Genomic DNA, 18904 nt, shown 5'->3' with positions numbered 1-18904 from the left:
CTCAGGCCTCGGTCGACTCGGAGGTGGACTCGGCCGCAGCCTCGTCCGCCTTCTTGTCAGCCTTCTTCGCCTTCGGGGTGATGGCCTCACCCTTCGGCTCATTGCCGGAGTCCTTGGCAGCGGCCTCGAAGAGGGCGCGCTTGTCGGCCTTCGGCTCGGCGACCTTCATCGGCGCCGGGGCGGGCAGGCCCTTGAACTTCTGCCAGTCGCCGGTGACCTTGAGGATGGCCGTGACGGGCTCGGTCGGCTGCGCGCCGACACCCAGCCAGTACTGGACACGCTCGGAGTCGACCTCGATGCGCGAGGGGTTCTGCACCGGGTGGTACAGGCCGATCTCCTCGATGGCCCGGCCGTCACGGCGGGTACGGGAGTCGGCGATGACGATGCGGTAGTGAGGCGCGCGGATCTTGCCCAGACGCTTCAGCTTGATCTTGACTGCCACGGGAGTGGTGTCTCCTGGTCTTGACGTGGTGGGGCACAACGGGATGCCACGTGGGGTTGCGGTACTCGGGGTGCCCGATGGACGCGTCAGCCGGAGGAGAGAGGGGTCCTGTGCGACTGTCGAGTACAGCTAGCCATTGTGCCACACGCCCATGGGTCAGCCGACCGCGGCCACCTCGGGGATACGGAAGGGCTTTCCGCAGCCACCGCAGACGATCGGCGCCTGGGCGAGCACGGACGGTACGACGCGGACGTTGCGCCCGCAGTCACAGACGGCCTTGACGCGGACGCCCCCTCCGGAGGAGCCGTGCCGGGCGGCCGGGCCCCGGAAGCTGCGGGCGGTGTCGGTGGCGGTGGCGACGGTGTGCGCCTTCAGCGCTCTGGCCAGTCGTTCGATGGTGGTGCGGTAGCGCCTCCTGGCCTCGGGGTTGAGCGTGACCAGGGAGAAGCCGCTGCTGGAGTGCGGCTCGTCGACATGGTCCAGGCCCAGCTCCTCGGCGATCGCCAGGAAGCGGCGGTTGTGGTAGCGGCCTGCGCGGGAGGTGTCGCGGACGCCGCGGGCGGCGGCGATGCCGTGGACTGCCTCATGGAGCAGCCGTTCGAAGGAGAGTTCGGCGCCACAGGCGGACGAGGACTCTCCGATCAGGGACTCGGGCGCGGCCAGGTCCGGCAGCTCGGGGTGGTGCCGTTGAATATCGGCCCAGGCGAGCGCCAGTTCGGCGGCGAGGACAGGCGGTGTCGTGCTCACGTCGTAACAACGAGCCGGGGTTGCCCAGTGTTCCGATTCCGGGGCATCCCAAATAATTTGCACGTACCAGTCAGTTTCCGGTCATGAGTCGTGCCGGGGGCGGGTGCGCAGATCTGCACAGAAGGCGCCCAGCAGCCCTCAAGCCGGTACGTATCCCCGCGTACGCCGCATGGCGTAGCCGGTCGTATACCGGGGCAACGATCACCGCGGTGATCGTACGGGGGCCGCCTGTGCCCGGCGGAACCGGCTCCTGTCCCACCGTAGGGGCCGGTGGAGGCGGGTGGCCGACCGGCACCCCGGGGGGCGGGGAGCGTCCGGGTGGCGGGCGCTGCCGTGGCGGAACGGCGCGGGCCGGGGCACCCTGGAACGGCGCTCCAGGGAGCGGGCCCGGCGCACACGGGGGCGCTCGGGAGACAACCCCGGCGCACCCCCTGGACGCCCGGACGAATGCGCAGTTGTCTGGATCGCGGGGGGCGCACCACGCGCGAATCACGGGGGCGATCGGTACGGAGCAGCTTCGGGTTCTCGGCGAATAGGGGCGCTAGCGATGTCACCCACGCTCGTGCGGCACCAGCTTCCGCAGTCCGGATCCATGCGCTGCGACGACCCGCCCGTTCCGGCCCGGTCACGGGCGCGCACCCGTGACTGGGCCGAGATCCAGGAGCGGATGCTGGTGCCGCTGTACGAAGCCGCGTACGACCGTTTGGGGATCGGTCCCGGTACCCGTCTGCTGGGGCTCGGCTGTGGCTCCGGTCTGGCGCTGCTGCTCGCGGCGGCGCGGGGCGCGCAGGTCAGTGGGGTCGATGTGGACGAGTCCCGGCTGGAGCTGGCGCGTGAGCGGCTCACGCCGGACGGTATGCCGGAGCACACCCGGCTGGTCTGCGGCGGTCTGGAGGACGCGGCGCCCGAGGACGCCGCCTTCAATGTGGTCACGGCGTTCCACCCGGTGGGCTGTGTGAGCACGGTCGAGGGGCTGACGGCGTCGCTCACCGCGGCGGCCGGGCTGGCGGAGCGCGGCAGTGCGGTGGTGCTGGGCGGCTGGGGCCCGGTGGAGCGGTGTGCCACGGCCGGGGTGCTGCGGGTGGCGCAGCCGCCGGCCGATCCACCGGGCGGCTATGCCGTCGGCTCCACGGGATGGCGGCCCAGCGGCCGGGACGATCTGGAGGAGCTGGCGGAGCGGGCCGGGCTGCGGCCCGATGGTTCGGGCCGGGTGGCCTGCCCGTTCGGGTACGCCGATCTGGCGAGTGCGGTGCGCGGGCTGTTGTCGACGGGGCTGTTCGATGCGGCGCTGGAGGCGGCCGAGCAGCGTCAGGTGGAGAAGGAGCTCGCGGAGGCGCTGCATCCGTACCAGCGGGCGGACGGGACGGTGTGGATGCCGAATGTCTTCCGCTATCTGATCGCGCGGACGCGGTAGCGCGGGGCCGGCGGCAGGCCCGGGGTGGGCGTCCGGCGGGCGTTTGGCAGTATCCAGGATCCTGTTTACTGTCATTTGTGTGAACGGCATCCATGGCCCCGGCGGCCTCGACGAGCGGCTCCTGACCCGCAACGGGCACGCCGCCCGGCAGTTGGCGGCCCTGCTGATCCGGCAGGGCGCCGACGGCGCGGGGACGCGGCTGCCGCGGGTCCGCGACTTCGCCGAGCGGCTGGGGGTGGGCAACGGCACGGTGCAGGCAGCGCTCCGGCTCCTGGAGGAGGCGGGCGCGATCAAGACCGTCGCCCGGGGGCATCTCGGCACCTTCCTCGTCGGGTCGGACCGCGCCGCCCTGTGGCGTCTGTCCGGCCTCGGCACGGTGCCGGCCGTGATGCCGCTGCCGCACTCCCTGCGATTCGAAGGACTCGCGACGGGGCTGCGGACGGCATTCGAGGAGGCTGGCGCACCGTTCGCGCTCACCTTCCTGCGGGGCGCGGCCGCCCGGGTCGCGGCGCTGGCCGAGGGCAGGGCCGAGCTGGCGGTGCTGTCCCGCTTCGCCGCCGACCGGCTGATCGGGCGGCAGCCCGTCGAGCTGATCGCCGATCTGGGCCCGGCCACCTACGCCGGCGAGCACGGCCTGCTGTTGCGGCCCGGGGTCACGCTCGGCTCCCCCGGTCTGCGGATCGCCGTCGACGACGCGTCGGAGGATCAGCGGACGCTCACCGAGCGGGTCTTCGGGCACCGTGCGGACGTGGAGTGGGTGCCGTGTTCCTCCCTGCAGCCCTGGGAGGAGCTGGCGCAGGGCCGGGCCGATGCCACGGTGTGGAACCTCGACGAGGTACCGGGACTGGTATCGGGTCAACCGGTCCCGGAGATGCAGGTGTTGCCGCTGGGCGACGAGCTCACCCGCGATCTGGCGGTGCGCCATGCGAGCGCCGCGCTGATAGGCCGTACGGGGGAGGCGGGGGCCGGGGCGCTGGCGGCCGTACGGGATGCGGTGAAGCTGTCGACGGTCACGGCCGTGCAGGGCGAGGTGCTGCGGGGCGAGCGCGTTCCGGCGTACTGAGGCCCGGCCGCGCACCGGCGGGGCCGACAGCCCCCGGACCGGTCCGTTCACCCGGCCCGGCCGCAGGCGCCGTTGGCCTGCGGAGCGAGTGGGGACAGCCTCGGCCGCCGGGCAAAAAGTGACGGCACGTTAGGGAGCAAAATCCAGAATCCTGGTTACTGTTGCCTTCGAGGGAAGGACGGCCGCCCATGGAATCCCGGCTCGCCCGGCGCATCCGGCTCTTCCGCGACAGCGGGCAGGTGCGGCCGCAGGTCGCCGCGTTCGTGACGGCCGAGCTGGAGGCACTGGCCGCCGAGGGACGGCCGGTCACCGAGGACAGCGCGGGGATGCTGACCAGTCATCTGCTGATGGCGCTGACCAGGCTGCTGGACGGCGAGACCGTCGAGGCGTTCCGTACGGATGCGGCGGTGGCCGTGGAGCTCGCGGCCCATCCCGAGGCGCTGGCCCGGGCCCGCGCCGTCGCCGTACGGGCACAGCGCGAGCTGGGTGCGATGCTCTCCGGCTCGGAGGTCAACTTCCTGGCGCTGCATCTGGCCGTATGGCGCGGGGGCCCGGCGGTGCCCGCGGCCCGACCGCGAAGGGACACCCCATGACCAAGATCCTCACCGGTGGCCTCGGCAAGTCCGAGGTCGCCGGCCGAGTGACCGGGCTCGGGCTGCCGGGCGTCGAGATCGCCGTCAGCAACGACATGGACGCGGCGGTGCAGCTGCGGGCCGGGCGGGCCGACTACTTCCTCGGCACCTGCCACACCGGGGCCGGGGCCTCGCTCGGTGTGCTGGTCGGACTGCTGGGCGCGGCCGTCTGCCACACCTTCGGGCGGTCGGTGCCCACCACGGAGCAGACCGAGGTGCTGCTCGACGAGGGCAAGAGGGTGTTCGGGTACGCCCTCGACCAGATGGACGCCGTCACCCCCGTACTCGCCCGCGCCATCGCCGCCCGTACGGACTGACCCATGGGCGCCCTCCCCGCCGCCGCGCACCCGGGTCCGGCTGCCGCGGCCGGTGCGCTCGACTTCTCGACGGCCGGGCAGCTGACCGTCATCGCGCTGTGCGCGCTGACCGCGTACCTGGCGCATCTGGCGCTGGCGGTGTTCAACGACGGCGTACGGCCGTTCATGCTGGACTTCATACAGGGGCGGACCACCCGCAATGCGACCGGTGCGGTCTCCTTCGGGCTGTCGGCCGGGTTCATCTTCGGTCTGGGCGCGCCGATGGCACTGTCATCGGGCGTGCTCAACCCCTGGCTGGTGTTCCTGCCGACCGATCTGCTGGGCATTCTCGCGCCGAAGAAGTGGCTCGCGCCGGTGCTCGGCGGGGCCTGGGGCGCGGTGGTGGTCTTCGGGCTCAAGGGCGCCAACGAGATGGCGCACAAGCTGCCGGTCGATTTTCTGACGGCCATGCAGCAGATGTCGACGCCGATCCTGTTCCTCTTCACGCTGTTCCCGGTGCTGGCGATCAGCAAGCAGTTCGGCAGGCTGCCGGGTGCGGTGGCGGGCGTCGTGGAGCTCGCGCTCGTCGTCGTCACGATGAAGCTGTGGCCGAAGGTGTTCGCCGGGGCGCCGGCGATGGCCGCCGGGGTACTGCTGCTGATCGGCTTCGCGGTCGCCAAGGATCTGCGGCAGCGTCGTACGGAGCGGGCACAGGCGGCGGAAGAGCGGGCACAGGCGGCGGAGGAGCGGCCTGCGGTGCCGGACGACGACCCCATGGTGTCGCTGTTCAGCGCGAGCGCGGCCCGGCTGCGCCGCCATCTGCCGCTGTTCATGGCACTGGGCGCCGGGGTGTGTCTGCTGGCGCAGCTGCACATATTCGGCGGCGGTGAGGCGACGAGCTTTCTGATCGCGAAGGGACGGTCCGCGGAGGCGGCGCAGGTCGACTTCTACCGCGCCTTCGGGTTCCTGCCGCTCATCGCCACCACCGCGCTGGCCTCCGGTGCGTACGGCATCGCGGGCTTCACCTTCGTCTATCCGATCGGCTATCTGCTGCCGAGCCCGTGGTGGGCGCTGGTGTGCGGGGCGCTGGTCTTCGGCGTCGAGGTGCTGGCGCTCAGCGGGATCGGCCGGGCGCTCGGCGGGCTGCCGTCCGTACGCGACTCCTCCGAGCAACTGCGCGGCGCGATCGGCGCGACATTGCAACTTGCCCTGCTCTTCGGCTCGTTGCTGGCCGCCCAGGCGATGGGCGGCGGGCTGGGCATCCTGCTCGTCGGGGGGCTGTACCTGCTGAACGAGGCGATGGGGCGGGTCGTGGTCCGCACGGCCGCGGGGCCCGCCGCGGTCGTCGTCGGCGGCGTCCTGCTCAACGTCCTGTACTGGCTGGACCTGTTCACCCCTCTCACCTCCTGACGGGTTCGCGCCCGGACGGGGTTCGGCCGCGCCGGGCGGCCGGGAAGGCACTGATGAACGATCTGCTGCAAACCGTCTCGGGCTCGCTGCCCGCATCCGCCGTGCGCGGACCGGTGCTCGCCCATGAGCATCTGGCGCTCGATCTGACCCGGGGCGCCGACAGCGCGGCGACCCTGACCCCCGGGCACCGGGCCGCGATCACCGAGGAACTGGCGTCGCTGCGCGCCGAGTTCGGGCTCTCCCTGGTCATCGAACTCACCTGCCGGGGCATGGGGCGCGATGTGGCCTCGATGGCCCGGATCGCCGCGGATTCGAGGGTCGCCGTCATCGCGGCGACCGGCTGGTACTACGAGCCGTTCCACCCCGCGGAACTGAGCCGCACCAGCGCCGAGCAGCTGGCCAGGACCCTGGTCGGGGAGATCGAGCGCGGCTGCGGTGGCTCCGGGATCCGTCCCGGGGTGATCGGCGAGGTCGGCAGCCACGGCGATCTGCCGAGCGAGCCGGAGGCCCGCACGCTGACCGCGGCGGCACTCGCCGCCACGGCGACCGGTCTGTCGGTGGCCACCCATGCCCAGTTCGGCCGCGGCGGCCTGGCCCAGCTGGAGCTGCTGACGGCGGCCGGGCTGCCGCCGCACCGCGTCAGCATCGGCCACCAGGACCTGCTCGACGATCCGGCCGTGCACCGGGAGCTGGCGGCGGCCGGTGCGTACATCGCGTTCGACACCGTCGGCAAGGAGAGCTACCAGAGCGACCGGGTGCGGCTGCGGCTGCTGCTGGCGCTCCTGGAGTCCGGACACGCCGACCGCGTGCTGCTCAGCTGCGATGTCTCCCGCCACGGCTACCTGGTCAGCGAGGGCGGTATGGGCTACGGGCATCTGTTCCGGTCCTTTCTGCCGCGGCTGCGGGCGGCCGGCCTGGACGAGGAGCTGATCGACCGGCTGACGCGACGCAATCCGCTGCGGTTTCTCACCGGGCGGGACGGCGCGGACGGCGGGCCGCCGGCTGCCGGCAGCCGCCCGCCGGAAGGCGCCCCGGAATGAGCGTGCGGCTGCCCCGGACCTTCCCCCTCCCGGCCGTCACCGTGACCGACGCCCTGGCCCGGCAGTTCCGGCTGCTGGAGTGCACCGCCCGGCACTTCGAAGGGCCCCAGCTCTTCGCGGCGGACGCCGGAGTGCTGCCGGGGCTCGGCCGCCCGCGTACCACCGCCCGGGTCGAGGCGGTGCTCGCCGACTTCTTCGGGGCCGAGGCCGCGGCGCTGGTGCAGGGCGCGGGCACCGGCGCCATCCGGGCCGCGCTCGCCGCCGTCCTGGATGCGGGCGATCGGCTGCTGATCCACCGCGCGCCGGTCTACCGCACCACCGCCCACACCCTGCGCGGCCTGGGCATACGGACCGTCGAAGCGGACTTCAACGATCCGCGGGAGCCGGCCCGCGCCCTGGCCTCGGGGGACTTCCGCCGGGCGTACGTCCAGCACACCCGGCAGCGCCTCGGAGACTCCTACGACCTGAGCGCGGTGCTGGCGGCCTGCCGGACCGCGGGCGTGCGCACCGTCGTGGACGACAACTATGCGGCGCTGCGGGTCCCGCACTGCGGGGTCGAACTGGGCGCCGACGCCTCCTGCTTCTCGCTGTTCAAGCTGCACGGCCCGGAGGGCGTCGGCGCCGTGGTGGGCGAGGCGGACCTGGTGGCGCGGGTGCACCGGGACAACTACTCGGGCGGCGGACAGGTTCAGGGACACCAGGCGCTGGACGCCTTGCGCGCGCTGACCCATGTACCGGTGATGTGGGCGGTGCAGTCGCAGGTGGCGGCCGAGGTCGCCGGGCGGCTGACGGCCGGTGAGGTGCCGGGCGTCGCCGAGGCCGCGCTCGCCAACGCGCAGGACCGGTGTGTGCTGGTGCGCCTGGCCCGCCCGCTGGCCCGCGCGCTGCCGGCCGCCGCCGCACGGCACGGCGCCGCCCCGTACCCGGTCGGCGCCAACTCCCGCTACGAGATCGCCCCGCTCTTCTACCGCCTGTCCGGCTCCGCGCTGGCCGACGCCCCCGAACTCGCCGACTGGGCCGTACGGATCAACCCCATGCGGGCCGGCGCGGACCTCGTACTGGACATCCTGCGGAGGGCGCTGACGGACCTGCGGTACGGCGGGGAGGGCCGCGGCGCGGAACGCCACGACGCGGGCGGAGGCAACGCGGACACGCGCCGGCCGGCCCGCGAAGCACACCCCGCGCCCCGCCCGGAGGACTGACCGTGTTTCTCGACGCCGTCCTCGCCCGCAATCCCCGGCTGGTCGCCTGTGCGACCGAGCTGCACCGGAGCGGAGCCATCCCGCCCGACACCTATGTCATGGATCTGGACGCGGTGACCGCCAACGCCGCGCTGCTGGCCGAGGAGGCCGGCCGGCTGGGGCTCTCCCTCTGGTTCGTGGTCAAACAGCTCGGCCGCAATCCGGAGCTGATCCAGGCCATCGCCCGCCACATCCCGCGCTTCGCCGCCATCGATCCGCCCGAGGCGCGGGTGCTGCACACGGCGGGCGCACGGGCCGGGAACCTCGGTCATCTGGTGCAGATCCCCCATCGTGCGCTGCCCGAGATGCTGGCCTGGCGCCCGGAGGCGGTCACCGTCTACGACCTCGCCAACGCCCGTGCCGTCTCGGAGGCGGCCGGCCGGCTCGGCCGCGTCCAGGACATCCTCGTACGTATCGAGGGGGCGCCCGGCGCGGGGTATCCGGGGCAGGAGGGCGGGGTGCCGCCGGCCGGGATCGAGGCGTTCGCCGACGCGGCGGAGCGGCTGCCGGGCGTACGCGTCGCGGGCGTGACGGCGTTCCCGTGTCTGCGGTGCGACCCCGGTACCGGCCGGCCACTGGCCACCCCGAACCTCGCCATGGCCCGTACGGCGCGGGAGTTGCTCGCCGAGCGGAGGGGGATCGACCCGGCCGGGCTGCTGCTGAGCGCCCCCGGCGTCACGTCGATGGCGAGCCTGCCGCTGCTGGCCCGGCTCGGCGCCACGCACGGTGAGCCGGGGCACGCGCTGACCGGCACCACTCCCCTGCACGCCGCCGGGCCGCGGCAGCCGGAGACGCCCGGCTATGTGTACGTGAGTGAGGTCGCGCATGTCCTCGCCGACGGCCGGCCTGCGCTGTTCGGCGGCGGTTTCTACCCGCGGGCCGCCATCCGCTCCGCGCTGATCCCGCGCACCGGCGCGCGCCTCGCGGTGCAGGGCGCCCCGCCCGAGAACATCGACTACTACCGGCTGCTGGCTCCCGGCGATGCACGGCCCGGCGATACCGCCCTGCTGGCCTTCCGCACCCAGGTTTTCGCCACCCGCAGCACGGTCGCGGTGGTGTCCGGCCTGGCGGACGGGGAACCGGAGTTGACGGGGTGTTATGACCCTTGGGGGCGGGCTGTTGCGGAGGGGTGAGGGCAGCCGGAGTGGGTGAGGGCGGGCGGTCAGGGGCGCCCGGCGGGGCCGTCGGGGAGCGGTGGGGCCCCGTCGAGGCGGGGCCCGCCGGTGGGCCGGAACCGCATGAACTGCTCGCTGCTCGACTCGACCCGCACCAACCGCATGAACATGAACCGCACCAACCGCATGAACCGCCGCGAGCGTCCCCCTACCCCGCCGCCCACCCCGCACCTTTTGTTTTTCCCCGCCGCCCACCCCCCTTCGGGGGGTGGGCGGGTGTAGACGGTCGGTTCCGGGGACCAGCAGCCCCCTCGGCTCCGGGGACCAGCAACACCCTCGGCTCCGGGGACCAGCAGCACCCCTCCCCCCCCCCCGCAACCGAACAAGCCCCCAACCGCCCAACGGCGGTCAGGGGCTCGTGAGCCGAAGCTGTGGTGGCTCAGCCCATGAACTTCTTGAATTCCTCGGGGAGTTCGAAGTTCTGCGGGTCCTGGCCGTCCTGCGGCAGGCCCAGCGGGTTGCCGGACTGGGCGGCCTCGCGGCGCGCTGCCGCGGCCTCCTCATCGGCCTTGCGCTTCATCGGGTTACCGCTCTTGCGCTTGCCCTTGGCCTGCTTGACCTGCTTCTTCTTCCGAGCGCCACCGCCCATGCCAGGCATCCCCGGCATGCCGGGCATCCCGGGCATGCCGCCGCCCTGGGCCATCTTGGACATCATCTTGCGGGCATCGAAGAACCGCTCGACCAGGCCCTTGACCGCGCTGACGTCGACACCGGAACCCTTGGCGATACGGGCCCGACGCGAGCCGTTGATGATCGTCGGCTCCTGGCGCTCGGCCGGGGTCATCGACTTGATGATGGCGGCCGTGCGGTCGACCTCACGCTCGTCGAGGTTGTTGATCTGGTCCTTCATCTGCCCCATGCCGGGCAGCATGCCGAGCAGCTTGGAGATGGAGCCCATCTTGCGGACCTGCTCCATCTGGGCCAGGAAGTCGTCGAGGGTGAACTCCTTGGGGCCCTTCGCCAGCTTGGCCGCCATCTTCTCGGCCTCGGCCTGGCTGAAGGTCTGCTCGGCCTTCTCGATGAGCGAGAGCATGTCGCCCATGCCGAGGATGCGGGACGCCATGCGGTCCGGGTGGAACGCGTCGAAGTCGTCCAGCTTCTCGCCGTTGGAGGCGAACATGATCTGCTTGCCGGTGACGTGCGCGATGGACAGCGCCGCACCACCGCGGGCGTCGCCGTCGAGCTTGGAGAGCACCACACCGTCGAAGCCGACGCCGTCGCGGAACGCCTCGGCGGTGTTGACCGCGTCCTGGCCGATCATCGCGTCGACGACGAAGAGGACCTCGTCGGGGCTGACCGCGTCGCGGATGTCCGCGGCCTGCTGCATCAGCTCCTGGTCGATGCCCAGCCGGCCGGCGGTGTCGACGATGACGACGTCGTGCTGCTTGGTCCGCGCGTACTCGATCGAGTCCTTGGCCACCTGGACCGGGTCGCCGACGCCGTTGCCCGGCTGGGGGCCGTAGAAGGCGACCTCCGCTCGCTCCGAGACGACCTGCAGCTGGTTGACGGCGTTGGGGCGCTGGAGGTCACAGGCGACCAGCAGCGGGGCGTGGCCCTGCGTCTTGAGCCAGCGGCCGAGCTTTCCGGCGAGGGTGGTCTTACCGGCACCCTGCAGACCGGCCAGCATGATCACGGTCGGGGGCGTCTTGGCGAGCCGCAGCCGGCGGGTCTCACCGCCGAGGATGCCGACGAGCTCCTCGTTGACGATCTTGATGACCTGCTGGGCGGGGTTCAGCGCCTGGGAGACCTCAGAGCCGGTGGCACGCTCCTTGACCTGCTTGATGAAGGCCCGGACGACGGGGAGGGCGACATCCGCCTCGAGCAGCGCGATGCGGATCTCGCGCGCCGTGGCGTCGATGTCCGCCTCGCTCAGGCGGCCCTTGCCCCGGAGGTTTTTGAAAGTACTCGCCAAGCGGTCGGAAAGCGTATCGAACACGGCGGTCGTCGATCCTCGGGGTCGGGGGCGGGGTGCAGTCGGCTTCTAGGGTATCCGGCTGCGCAAGCGAACCGGTCCTGCCCTGTTCCCGGCCACTACTGCAGGGCGCGCTCCACGGCCGTGGCCACCTCATGGGCCGCACCGTCGGCCAGCGGCTCCCCGTCCGCCCCCGTGACATAGAACGCATCCACCGCGTTCGCGCCCAGGGTGCTGATGTGGGCGCTGCGGACGGCGACGCCGGCCTGCTCCAGGGCGCGGCCGATGCGGTGCAGCAGGCCGTGTGCGTCCTGGGCACGGACCTCGATGACGGTCGCGGTGCGGGAGCTGCCCGCGGCCACGGTGACCCGGGGCGGCGGGGCGAGCACGGCCCGTGCGCGGCGGGCGTAGGCGCGTTCGCGCTCGGCGAGACGGGTGGGGATGTCGAGGGAGCCGTCCAGGGCGCGGACCAGGTCGGCGCGCAGCCGGTCCGAGCGTGGCAGTGAGCCGTATTCGGCGGCCACCCGCCAGCTCAGCAGCAGGACCGGGCCCTCGTCGAGGGGGTCGAGCAGCAGCAGATCGGCGGCGCGGACGGTGAGCCGGTGCAGGGCCAGCACACCGGCCGCGGCGGCAAGGACGCCCGGCTGGTCCGGCACGGCGATGAGCAGTTCCACGCCGACCGGCTCCTGGGCGGGCGCCTCGTCCCCGTCCCCGTCCCCGGTGGGGTGTTCGGAGCGCGCGTGCAGTGCCAGGACCGGGCCGCCGGTGAGCCGGGCCTCGATCGCCAGCCGCTCCTGCTCCGCGGTCGGCTCATCGGCGTCCCGTACCTCCGTTTCGGGTTCCCCCGCGAGCCGCGCGGCGACCCGTTTGACCAGGTCGGCGACGAGTCCACCGCGCCAGGCGCTCCAGGCGGCGGGCCCGGTGGCCAGGGCGTCGGCCTCGGTCAGGGCATGCAGCAGCTCCAGGGTGCCGGTGGTGCCGACCGCCTCGGCGACCGCGCCGACGGTCGCCGGGTCGTCCAGATCGCGCCGGGTGGCGGTCTCGATGAGCAGCAGATGGTGCCGTACGAGGGTGGCGATCACCGCGGTGTCGCGGGCACCGAAGCCGAGCCGGGCCGCCACATCGTGGGCGATGGTCTCGCCGGCCACCGAGTGGTCGCCGGGCCAGCCCTTGCCGATGTCGTGCAGCAGGGCGGCGATCAGCAGCAGGTCGGGGCGGTGCACCCGGCGGGTCAGCGCGGAGGCCCGTACGGCGGTCTCGACGAGATGGCGGTCCACGGTCCAGGTGTGGACGGGGTTGCGCTGGGGGCGGCAGCGGACGCGCTCCCAGTCGGGCAGCAGCCGCGTGATGATGCCCTCGGCCTCCAGGGCCTCCCATACGGGCACGGTGTGCATGCCCGCGCCCAGCAGCGTCACCAGCTGCTCGCGGGCCTCGGCGGGCCACGGCACGGGCAGCGGCCGGGTGGCGGTGGCCGTGGCGCACCGGCGGATGCTGTGGGTGGCCAGCGGCAGCCCGGCCTGGGCGGCGGCGGCCGCGGCGCGCAGCACCAGCACCGGGTCCCGCTCGGGGCGTGCCGTACGGGCCAGCACCGCCTCGCCGTCGAGTTCGACGACGCCCTCGGCGAGCGGGGAGCGCTCGCCCTTGCCCGCGGTACGGCCGTGCAGCAGTCCGCGCAGCATGGGTTTGACGGAGCGGGCGCGCAGCACCCGGCCGACCTCGCGCCAGGTGACATCGGCCGCGTAGGAGATGGTGCGGGCGGATTCGTAGGTCTGCCGCAGCAGGGCGTCCGCGTCCAGCATGCCGAGGGCGCCGGCGACCTGGTCCTGTTCCTGGAGGGAGAGCCGGTCGGTGGCGCGGCCGGTGGTCAGATGGAGCGCGTCGCGGGTGTCGAGCAGCCGGGTGCGGGCGGCTTCGAGACCGCCGCGCGGGGCGTCGGCGAGCCAGGAGGCAGCGACCGCACGCAGCGCGGTGGCGTCCCGGAGCCCGCCCCTGGCCTCCTTGAGGTCGGGTTCGAGCAGGTATTGGAGTTCGCCCTGCCGCTCGGCGCGCTCCTGGCACAGGTCGTGGAGTTCCGGGAGCCGCTTGGGGGCGCTTTCGCGCCAGTCGGTGTACGCGGCGGTGCGCAGCGCGCCGGTCAGTTCCGGGTCGCCGGCCAGGTGGCGGGCGTCGAGCAGGCCCAGCTGCACCTTCAGGTCCCCGTGGGCCGCTTTACGGGCCTCGGCGGGGGTGCGTACGGAGTGGTCGAGGGCCATACCGAGGTCCCAGACGGGGTACCAGAGGTGGTCGGCGAGCGCGGCGAGGTCGCCGGCGTCGGCGCGGCCGTCGTGCAGCAGAAGCAGGTCGAGATCGCTGCGCGGGGAGAGTTCACCGCGGCCGTAGCCGCCGACGGCGACCAGGGCGGTCCCGGACAGTCCGGCGGCGGTGGTGTGCCGGTTCAGCAGGTCCGCCAGCCAGTCGTCGGTCAGCCGGGCGAGGGCGGCACGCCGGTCGGGTCCGATGGCCGCCTCGTCCTGGAGGAGCCGCAGCCGGGCCGCTGGGTAGCCGCCTTCCGGGGCGGGCACGGGATCGTGCGCCGGGCCCGGTGCTCCGGCCGGTCCTGCCGTTTCCTCGACGCTCTCCGTCACCGCGCGCGCTCCTCGGTCGTGTGGTCCCCCGCCGTCTCCGTCTTCCCCGTGCGTCGTGCCGGCACCTTCAGTCTGGGCCGCTGCGGGGCGGGCGGCCATCCGCCGCTCGGCCGTCCGCTCCGGCCCCGGCGGCGGATGCCGCTCCAGGGCCGGAGCCGCGCCACGGCGGCGGTGCCGTCACAGTGCGTCCGGTCCCCGCTCCCCGGTCCGCACCCGTACCGCGTCGTCGACCGGGAGGCTCCAGACCTTCCCGTCGCCGATCTTGCCGGTGCGCGCCGCCTTGACGACGACGTCCATCAGCTCTTCCGCGTCGGCGTCCTCGACCAGCACCTCGATGCGGATCTTCGGCACCAGGTCGACGGTGTACTCGGCGCCGCGGTACACCTCCGTGTGCCCGCGCTGCCTGCCGTAGCCGCTGGCCTCGGTGAGCGTCAGACCCTGCACCCCGAATGCCTGCAGGGCGTCCTTCACCTCGTCCAGCCGGTGCGGCTTGATTACTGCCGTGATGAGCTTCACGCGTCCACCTTCTTTGTCAGGGCCTCGCCGAGTGCCGGTCCCTTGCGGCCGACCGTGCCGCCGCCCGCGCCGGCGAAGTCGTACGCGGTCTCCGCATGCGCGGCCTGGTCGATGCCGGCGACCTCCTCGTCCTCGCCGACCCGGAAGCCCATCACCAGGTCGATGACCTTGGCAAGGAGGTACGAGACGACCAGGGAGTACAGCAGCACACAGACCACACCGACGGCCTGCCTGCCGAGCTGGTCGAAGCCGCCGCCGTAGAACAGGCCCTTGGCCTTGCTCTGCACCCCGCCGGTGGCGAACAGGCCGATCAGCAGCGACCCGACGACACCACCGACGAGGTGGACGCCGATGACATCGAGGGAGTCGTCGTAGCCGAACTTGTACTTGAGATTGACGGCCATGGCGCACAGCACACCGGCGATCACACCGACCGCGATGGCGCCCAGCGGGCTGACCGCGCCGCAGGCCGGGGTGATCGCGACGAGTCCGGCGACCGCGCCGGAGGCCGCGCCGAGCGTGGTGAACGAGCCGTGCCGGAGCTTTTCGTACGCCAGCCAGCCGAGCATCGCGGCGGCGGTGGCGACCTGGGTGTTGACGAAGGCGACCGCGCCGATGCCGTCGTCGTTGCCGAGCCAGGAGCCGGCGTTGAAGCCGAACCAGCCGAACCACAGCAGTCCGGCGCCGAGCATCACCAGGGGCAGGCTGTGCGGCCGCATCGGGTCCTTCTTGAAGCCGATGCGCTTGCCGACGACGAGGATCACGCCAAGTGCCGCGGCACCGGCGTTGATGTGCACGGCGGTGCCGCCGGCGAAGTCGATGACATGCAGCTCGAAGAGCCAGCCGCCCTCGCCCCAGACCCAGTGGGCGACCGGGAAGTACACGATGGTGACCCACAGGGCGATGAACAGCGCCCAGGCGGTGAACTTCACCCGATCGGCGAGCGCACCGCTGATCAGGGCGGGCGTGATGATCGCGAACATCAGCTGGAAGGCAGCGAACACATAGACCGGGATGCTGCTGGTTCCCCACAGCTCGGTCAGTCCGATGCCGCTGAGTCCGGCGAAGTGACCGTCCCAGCCGATGAAGCCGCCCTTGTCGGTGCCAAAGGTGAGTCCGAAGCCGTACACGACCCACAGGATCGTGACGATGCCCAGGCTGATGAAGCTCATCATCAGCATGTTGAGCACGCTCTTGACCCGGACCATGCCGCCGTAGAAGAAGGCGAGCCCGGGGGTCATGATCATCACCAGTGCGGAGCAGATCAGCATGAACCCGGTGTTCGCCGGGCTGAGCGTCACCTTGTCTGCTGCAAGCGTCAGGATGCCTGGGGGCATCGGCGTCTCCTCGTCGTCGATGCGGCCCGTGCGGGCGTGTTTCTGGTGGGCCGACTTCGCGATGAGGTTGTCGCAGCGTGGTTTCGGCCAAACCTTGCGGGTGTTTCACCGCAGTGACGAAGACGGCCCCCGTGTTACGCCTCGATGAACTGCGAGGTCACTCCCACTTCACCCGTTCAACCCACCGAAACCCTCAATTGAGGAACCCCGCCACGAGCAACCGCCTCCGCGAAAGCGGCGCCGGCTCAGGCGCAAAAGAGAGCCCGGCCGCGGCTGCCGCCCGCGTGACCTGGCATGGGGGAGCCGAGTCGGGCTGTACGGGGCGGCGGCCGCGGCCGGAGTCGAGGGGCGGGCCGTCAGACGGCCGCCGCTGATTCGGGGAGCTGGCGGGTGAGCTCGTCACTGAGCCGGATCACTTCGGCAACACCGCCGAATTCCCGCGCCGCGGTGTCCACCGTCTTGCGCAGCCGGGTGTTGACCCGCTCCGAGCGGACCTGCCGGGCGAACGGGATGGCCTGCTGCGCCATCGCCGCGCAGGCCTCCGGCTCCTTCTGCAGCAGATGCACGGTGGCCATCCCGATCAGGTTGAGCGCATACGACCGCTGGTGCTCGGGGTCCTGGCCGAACAGCTCCACGGCGCGCTCCATGACGGGCTCGGCGAGCGAGGCGTAGGTGGGGCTGCGGCCGGCGACATAGGCGAGATCGCGGTAGGAGTGGGCGTTCTCGGCGTTCAGCTCGGCCTCGGAGAAGAAGCGGATCCAGTCCGGTTCGGGCTCACCGGGCAGGACGTCGGAGAAGGTGTCGTCGGCCATCCGGACGGCCCGCTTGACCTTGCTGGGCTGGCCCATTCCGGCGTAGGCGCGGGCCTCCATCGCATACAACATGGCCTGGGTGCGCGGGGTGGCCGTCTCGCGGCTGCCGTACTGGGCCAGATGGATCAGCTCCAGTGCGTCGTCGGGCCGGCCGAGGTGGATCATCTGCCGGCTCATGCTGGAGAGGATGTACGAGCCCAGGGGCCGGTCGCCGGCCTCCTTGGAGGCATGCAGCGCCAGCACGAAGTACTTCTGCGCGGTGGGCTGCAGCCCGATGTCGTAACTCATCCAGCCGGCGAGTTCGGCGAGTTCGGCGGCGACCTTGAACAGCCGCTTGGCCACCGCCGCCGGCTGCGGCTCCTGGAGGAGGTCGGTGACCTCGTGAAGCTGGCCGACCACGGCCTTGCGCCGCAGCCCGCCGCCGCACTGCGCGTCCCACTGACGGAACATCGCGGTCGTCGACTCCAGCAGATCCAGCTCCGGCTTGGACAGCCGCGCGGGGCGCCGGACGCGGTCGGGCTGCTCCTCCGCACCGCCCTGGCCCGCGGGCACCGGGACCAGCCAGCGCTGCATCGGCTCGATGAGGCCGGGTCCGGCGGCGAGGGCGAGGGAGGTGCCGAGGAAGCCGCGGCGCGCCAGCATCAGGTCGCTGCGCGAGAACTCGCTGATGAGGCTGACCGTTTGGGCCCCGGCCCAGGGCAGGTCCACGCCGGAGACGGACGGGGACTGGTGGGCGGAGCGCAGCCCCAGCTCCTCGATGCCGACCACACAGCCGAAGCGCTCGGAGAACAGCTCGGACAGGATCCGCGGAATGGGCTCGCGCGGCTGCTCGCCGTCGAGCCAGCGGCGCACCCGGGAGGTGTCCGTGCTGATGTGATGCGCGCCCATCTGGCGTGCCCGGCGGTTGACCTGGCGCGCCAGCTCCCCCTTGGACCAGCCGCTGCGCATGAACCACGAACCCAGCTGTGCGTTGGGTTGTTTGGCGGCGTCGGTGCCGCCACTGCCGCCGTTGCCACCCACTGGAAGCCCCCATCCCGATCGCTGCCTTGACGCCTGTTGCCCGGTGCGTGCTGCGAACCATCCACAGCCTGCCGCCTGTTGCGACGCCTGTCCGGGGTACATCTACCCGACCACGGATTCCGGCCACACCTTTTGGCCTGTGCTCCACCGGTCGTTGCCACCGGCATACCCGTGCGAATGATGCCTCTTCGGGGTTCGTGCACCGAAAGTAATCCTACGATCACGCCTCACGCGAGGCCGATTGCGGAAACGCCACCATTCGCCACCCCTTCGTATGAACTCCCCGACAGGCTCTCGCGATTGACTTGACACAGGTCGAGCACGGCCGGGCGGAGCGAAGCGCGCAAGGGCTCGTACGACGCAGCGCACCACCCGGCACACCACGTCACACCACCGGCACCGCGGGCCGGCGACGGAGCGTGAAGGACACCATGTCGTCAACCCGCCGACTCGTAACCACTGGCACGCACCACCCGTTGGAGGGGGCATGGGCTTCACGATCGGCATCCGCGAGATGCGTTCCAGCTCCCGGCGTCGCGCCCGCTCGACCGAAATCACGGCGGTGGCGGAGTACACCGGGCTCTGGGGCTGGGATGTCGTCCCCGGCGCCCGTGCGGTGCGCGTGGGCGGCGGCCGTACGGACTGCTCGTGCGGCGCCGCCGACTGCCCCTTCCCCGGCGCCCATCCGCTGGCCTTCGCCGCGGAGCTGGCGGCCGGGGCCACCTGGGAGACGGCCGCCGCGGCCTGGGCCGAGACGCCGGGCGCCGCGCTCCTCCTCCCGGTGGGCCGGTCGTTCGACATCCTCGACGTGCCGGAGGCCGCGGGCCGCAACGCCCTGGCGCGCCTGGAGCGGATGGGCCTGCCGCTCGGCCCGGCCGCGGTGACCCCGACCGGCCGTGCGCTGTTCTTCGTCGCCCCCGGGGCGGCCAAGGAACTTCCCGATCTGCTCTACCGGATGGGCTGGGACGACGCCACGCTCGACCTGCGTTCCCTGGGCCCCGGCGACCACATCACCGCGCCCCCCTCCGACCTCGGCGGCCACGGGCCGATGCGCTGGCTGCGCCCGCCGACGCTGGACACCGCGGACCGTCCGCCGCAGGCGCGGCTGGTGGTGGGCACCCTCGCGTATGTCTGCAACCGCTCGGCGGGGTGAGTCCGGGCGGTTCGTGGCCCGCCCCCGGCCGTGCGGCGCGCGGGCCGCGACGCCGCGCAGGCGCTCAGGA

Annotated in this window: 16 protein-coding genes; 9 read left to right on the top strand and 7 right to left on the bottom strand. The window is 72.5% G+C overall.

The window, feature by feature from the left end:
- Position 1: 1 nt before the first annotated feature.
- Together rpsP and ACGFWI_RS19700 are read right to left on the bottom strand one after the other, a co-directional pair.
- Positions 2–442, bottom strand: a complete 441-nt coding sequence (gene rpsP / locus ACGFWI_RS19705) for a 30S ribosomal protein S16 (RefSeq protein WP_030982333.1) — start codon at positions 440–442, stop codon at positions 2–4.
- A 156-nt stretch (positions 443–598) separates the two neighbouring features.
- Positions 599–1189, bottom strand: a complete 591-nt coding sequence (locus tag ACGFWI_RS19700; protein WP_393907235.1) for a hypothetical protein — start codon at positions 1187–1189, stop codon at positions 599–601.
- A 547-nt stretch (positions 1190–1736) separates the two neighbouring features.
- Here ACGFWI_RS19700 and ACGFWI_RS19695 point away from each other — a divergent pair.
- The 8 genes from ACGFWI_RS19695 (at position 1737) to ACGFWI_RS19660 (ending at position 9418) form a co-directional block, all read left to right on the top strand.
- Complete coding sequence (locus ACGFWI_RS19695) at positions 1737–2603, top strand: methyltransferase domain-containing protein (protein WP_393907234.1); 867 nt, start codon at positions 1737–1739, stop codon at positions 2601–2603.
- A 79-nt stretch (positions 2604–2682) separates the two neighbouring features.
- Positions 2683–3666 (top strand): GntR family transcriptional regulator YhfZ, encoded by a 984-nt coding sequence (gene yhfZ / locus ACGFWI_RS19690; RefSeq protein WP_393907233.1) that lies wholly within the window; start codon positions 2683–2685, stop codon positions 3664–3666.
- A 188-nt stretch (positions 3667–3854) separates the two neighbouring features.
- On the top strand, positions 3855–4259 hold the full coding sequence (locus ACGFWI_RS19685; RefSeq protein WP_393907232.1) for a transcriptional antiterminator: 405 nt from the start codon (positions 3855–3857) through the stop codon (positions 4257–4259).
- Complete coding sequence (locus tag ACGFWI_RS19680) at positions 4256–4615, top strand: DUF2620 family protein (protein ID WP_393907231.1); 360 nt, start codon at positions 4256–4258, stop codon at positions 4613–4615. The genes ACGFWI_RS19685 and ACGFWI_RS19680 overlap by 4 nt, the downstream gene beginning before the upstream one ends.
- 3 nt (positions 4616–4618) lie before the next feature.
- Positions 4619–6004, top strand: coding sequence for a YhfT family protein (locus tag ACGFWI_RS19675; protein WP_393907230.1), 1386 nt, complete (start codon positions 4619–4621; stop codon positions 6002–6004).
- A 53-nt stretch (positions 6005–6057) separates the two neighbouring features.
- Positions 6058–7044 (top strand): phosphotriesterase, encoded by a 987-nt coding sequence (locus ACGFWI_RS19670; protein ID WP_393907229.1) that lies wholly within the window; start codon positions 6058–6060, stop codon positions 7042–7044.
- A complete protein-coding gene (locus ACGFWI_RS19665) occupies positions 7041–8246 on the top strand; it encodes an aminotransferase class V-fold PLP-dependent enzyme (protein ID WP_393907228.1) in 1206 nt (401 codons plus the stop codon). The genes ACGFWI_RS19670 and ACGFWI_RS19665 overlap by 4 nt, the downstream gene beginning before the upstream one ends.
- A gap of 2 nt (positions 8247–8248) precedes the next feature.
- Entirely contained in the window at positions 8249–9418 is a 1170-nt protein-coding gene (locus ACGFWI_RS19660) for an alanine racemase (protein ID WP_393907227.1), read from the top strand.
- A 421-nt stretch (positions 9419–9839) separates the two neighbouring features.
- Here ACGFWI_RS19660 and ffh read toward each other — a convergent pair whose 3' ends face one another.
- The 5 genes from ffh to ACGFWI_RS19635 all read right to left on the bottom strand — a co-directional run bounded on the left by ffh (position 9840) and on the right by ACGFWI_RS19635 (position 17681).
- Positions 9840–11396: a signal recognition particle protein gene (gene ffh / locus ACGFWI_RS19655; RefSeq protein WP_393907226.1), complete on the bottom strand. Its 1557-nt coding sequence runs from the start codon at positions 11394–11396 to the stop codon at positions 9840–9842.
- Between the two features lie 95 nt (positions 11397–11491).
- Positions 11492–13996 carry a [protein-PII] uridylyltransferase gene (locus tag ACGFWI_RS19650; RefSeq protein WP_393907225.1) on the bottom strand — a complete coding sequence of 835 codons (2505 nt, stop codon included), beginning with the start codon at positions 13994–13996 and terminating at the stop codon, positions 11492–11494.
- A gap of 177 nt (positions 13997–14173) precedes the next feature.
- Positions 14174–14512: a P-II family nitrogen regulator gene (locus tag ACGFWI_RS19645; protein ID WP_393907224.1), complete on the bottom strand. Its 339-nt coding sequence runs from the start codon at positions 14510–14512 to the stop codon at positions 14174–14176.
- The gene (locus tag ACGFWI_RS19640) at positions 14509–15849 is read right to left on the bottom strand and encodes an ammonium transporter (protein ID WP_393907223.1); all 1341 of its coding nucleotides are present in this window, start codon (positions 15847–15849) and stop codon (positions 14509–14511) included. Before ACGFWI_RS19640 ends, ACGFWI_RS19645 begins: the two co-directional genes overlap by 4 nt.
- Before the next feature lie 356 nt (positions 15850–16205).
- Positions 16206–17681, bottom strand: a complete 1476-nt coding sequence (locus tag ACGFWI_RS19635) for a hypothetical protein (RefSeq protein ID WP_393907222.1) — start codon at positions 17679–17681, stop codon at positions 16206–16208.
- Positions 17682–18168: 487 nt separating this feature from the next.
- Between ACGFWI_RS19635 and ACGFWI_RS19630 the strand changes: the two genes are divergently transcribed.
- Positions 18169–18834 carry a bifunctional DNA primase/polymerase gene (locus ACGFWI_RS19630; protein ID WP_393907221.1) on the top strand — a complete coding sequence of 222 codons (666 nt, stop codon included), beginning with the start codon at positions 18169–18171 and terminating at the stop codon, positions 18832–18834.
- Positions 18835–18904 lie beyond the last annotated feature (70 nt).

Origin of the sequence: Streptomyces sp. NPDC048434, assembly GCF_043200375.1 — a bacterium.
Classification (GTDB): Bacteria; Actinomycetota; Actinomycetes; order Streptomycetales; family Streptomycetaceae; genus Streptomyces.
The sequence above is the reverse complement of the archived record's forward strand: the minus strand, read 5'-3'. Positions and strand labels throughout refer to the sequence as shown.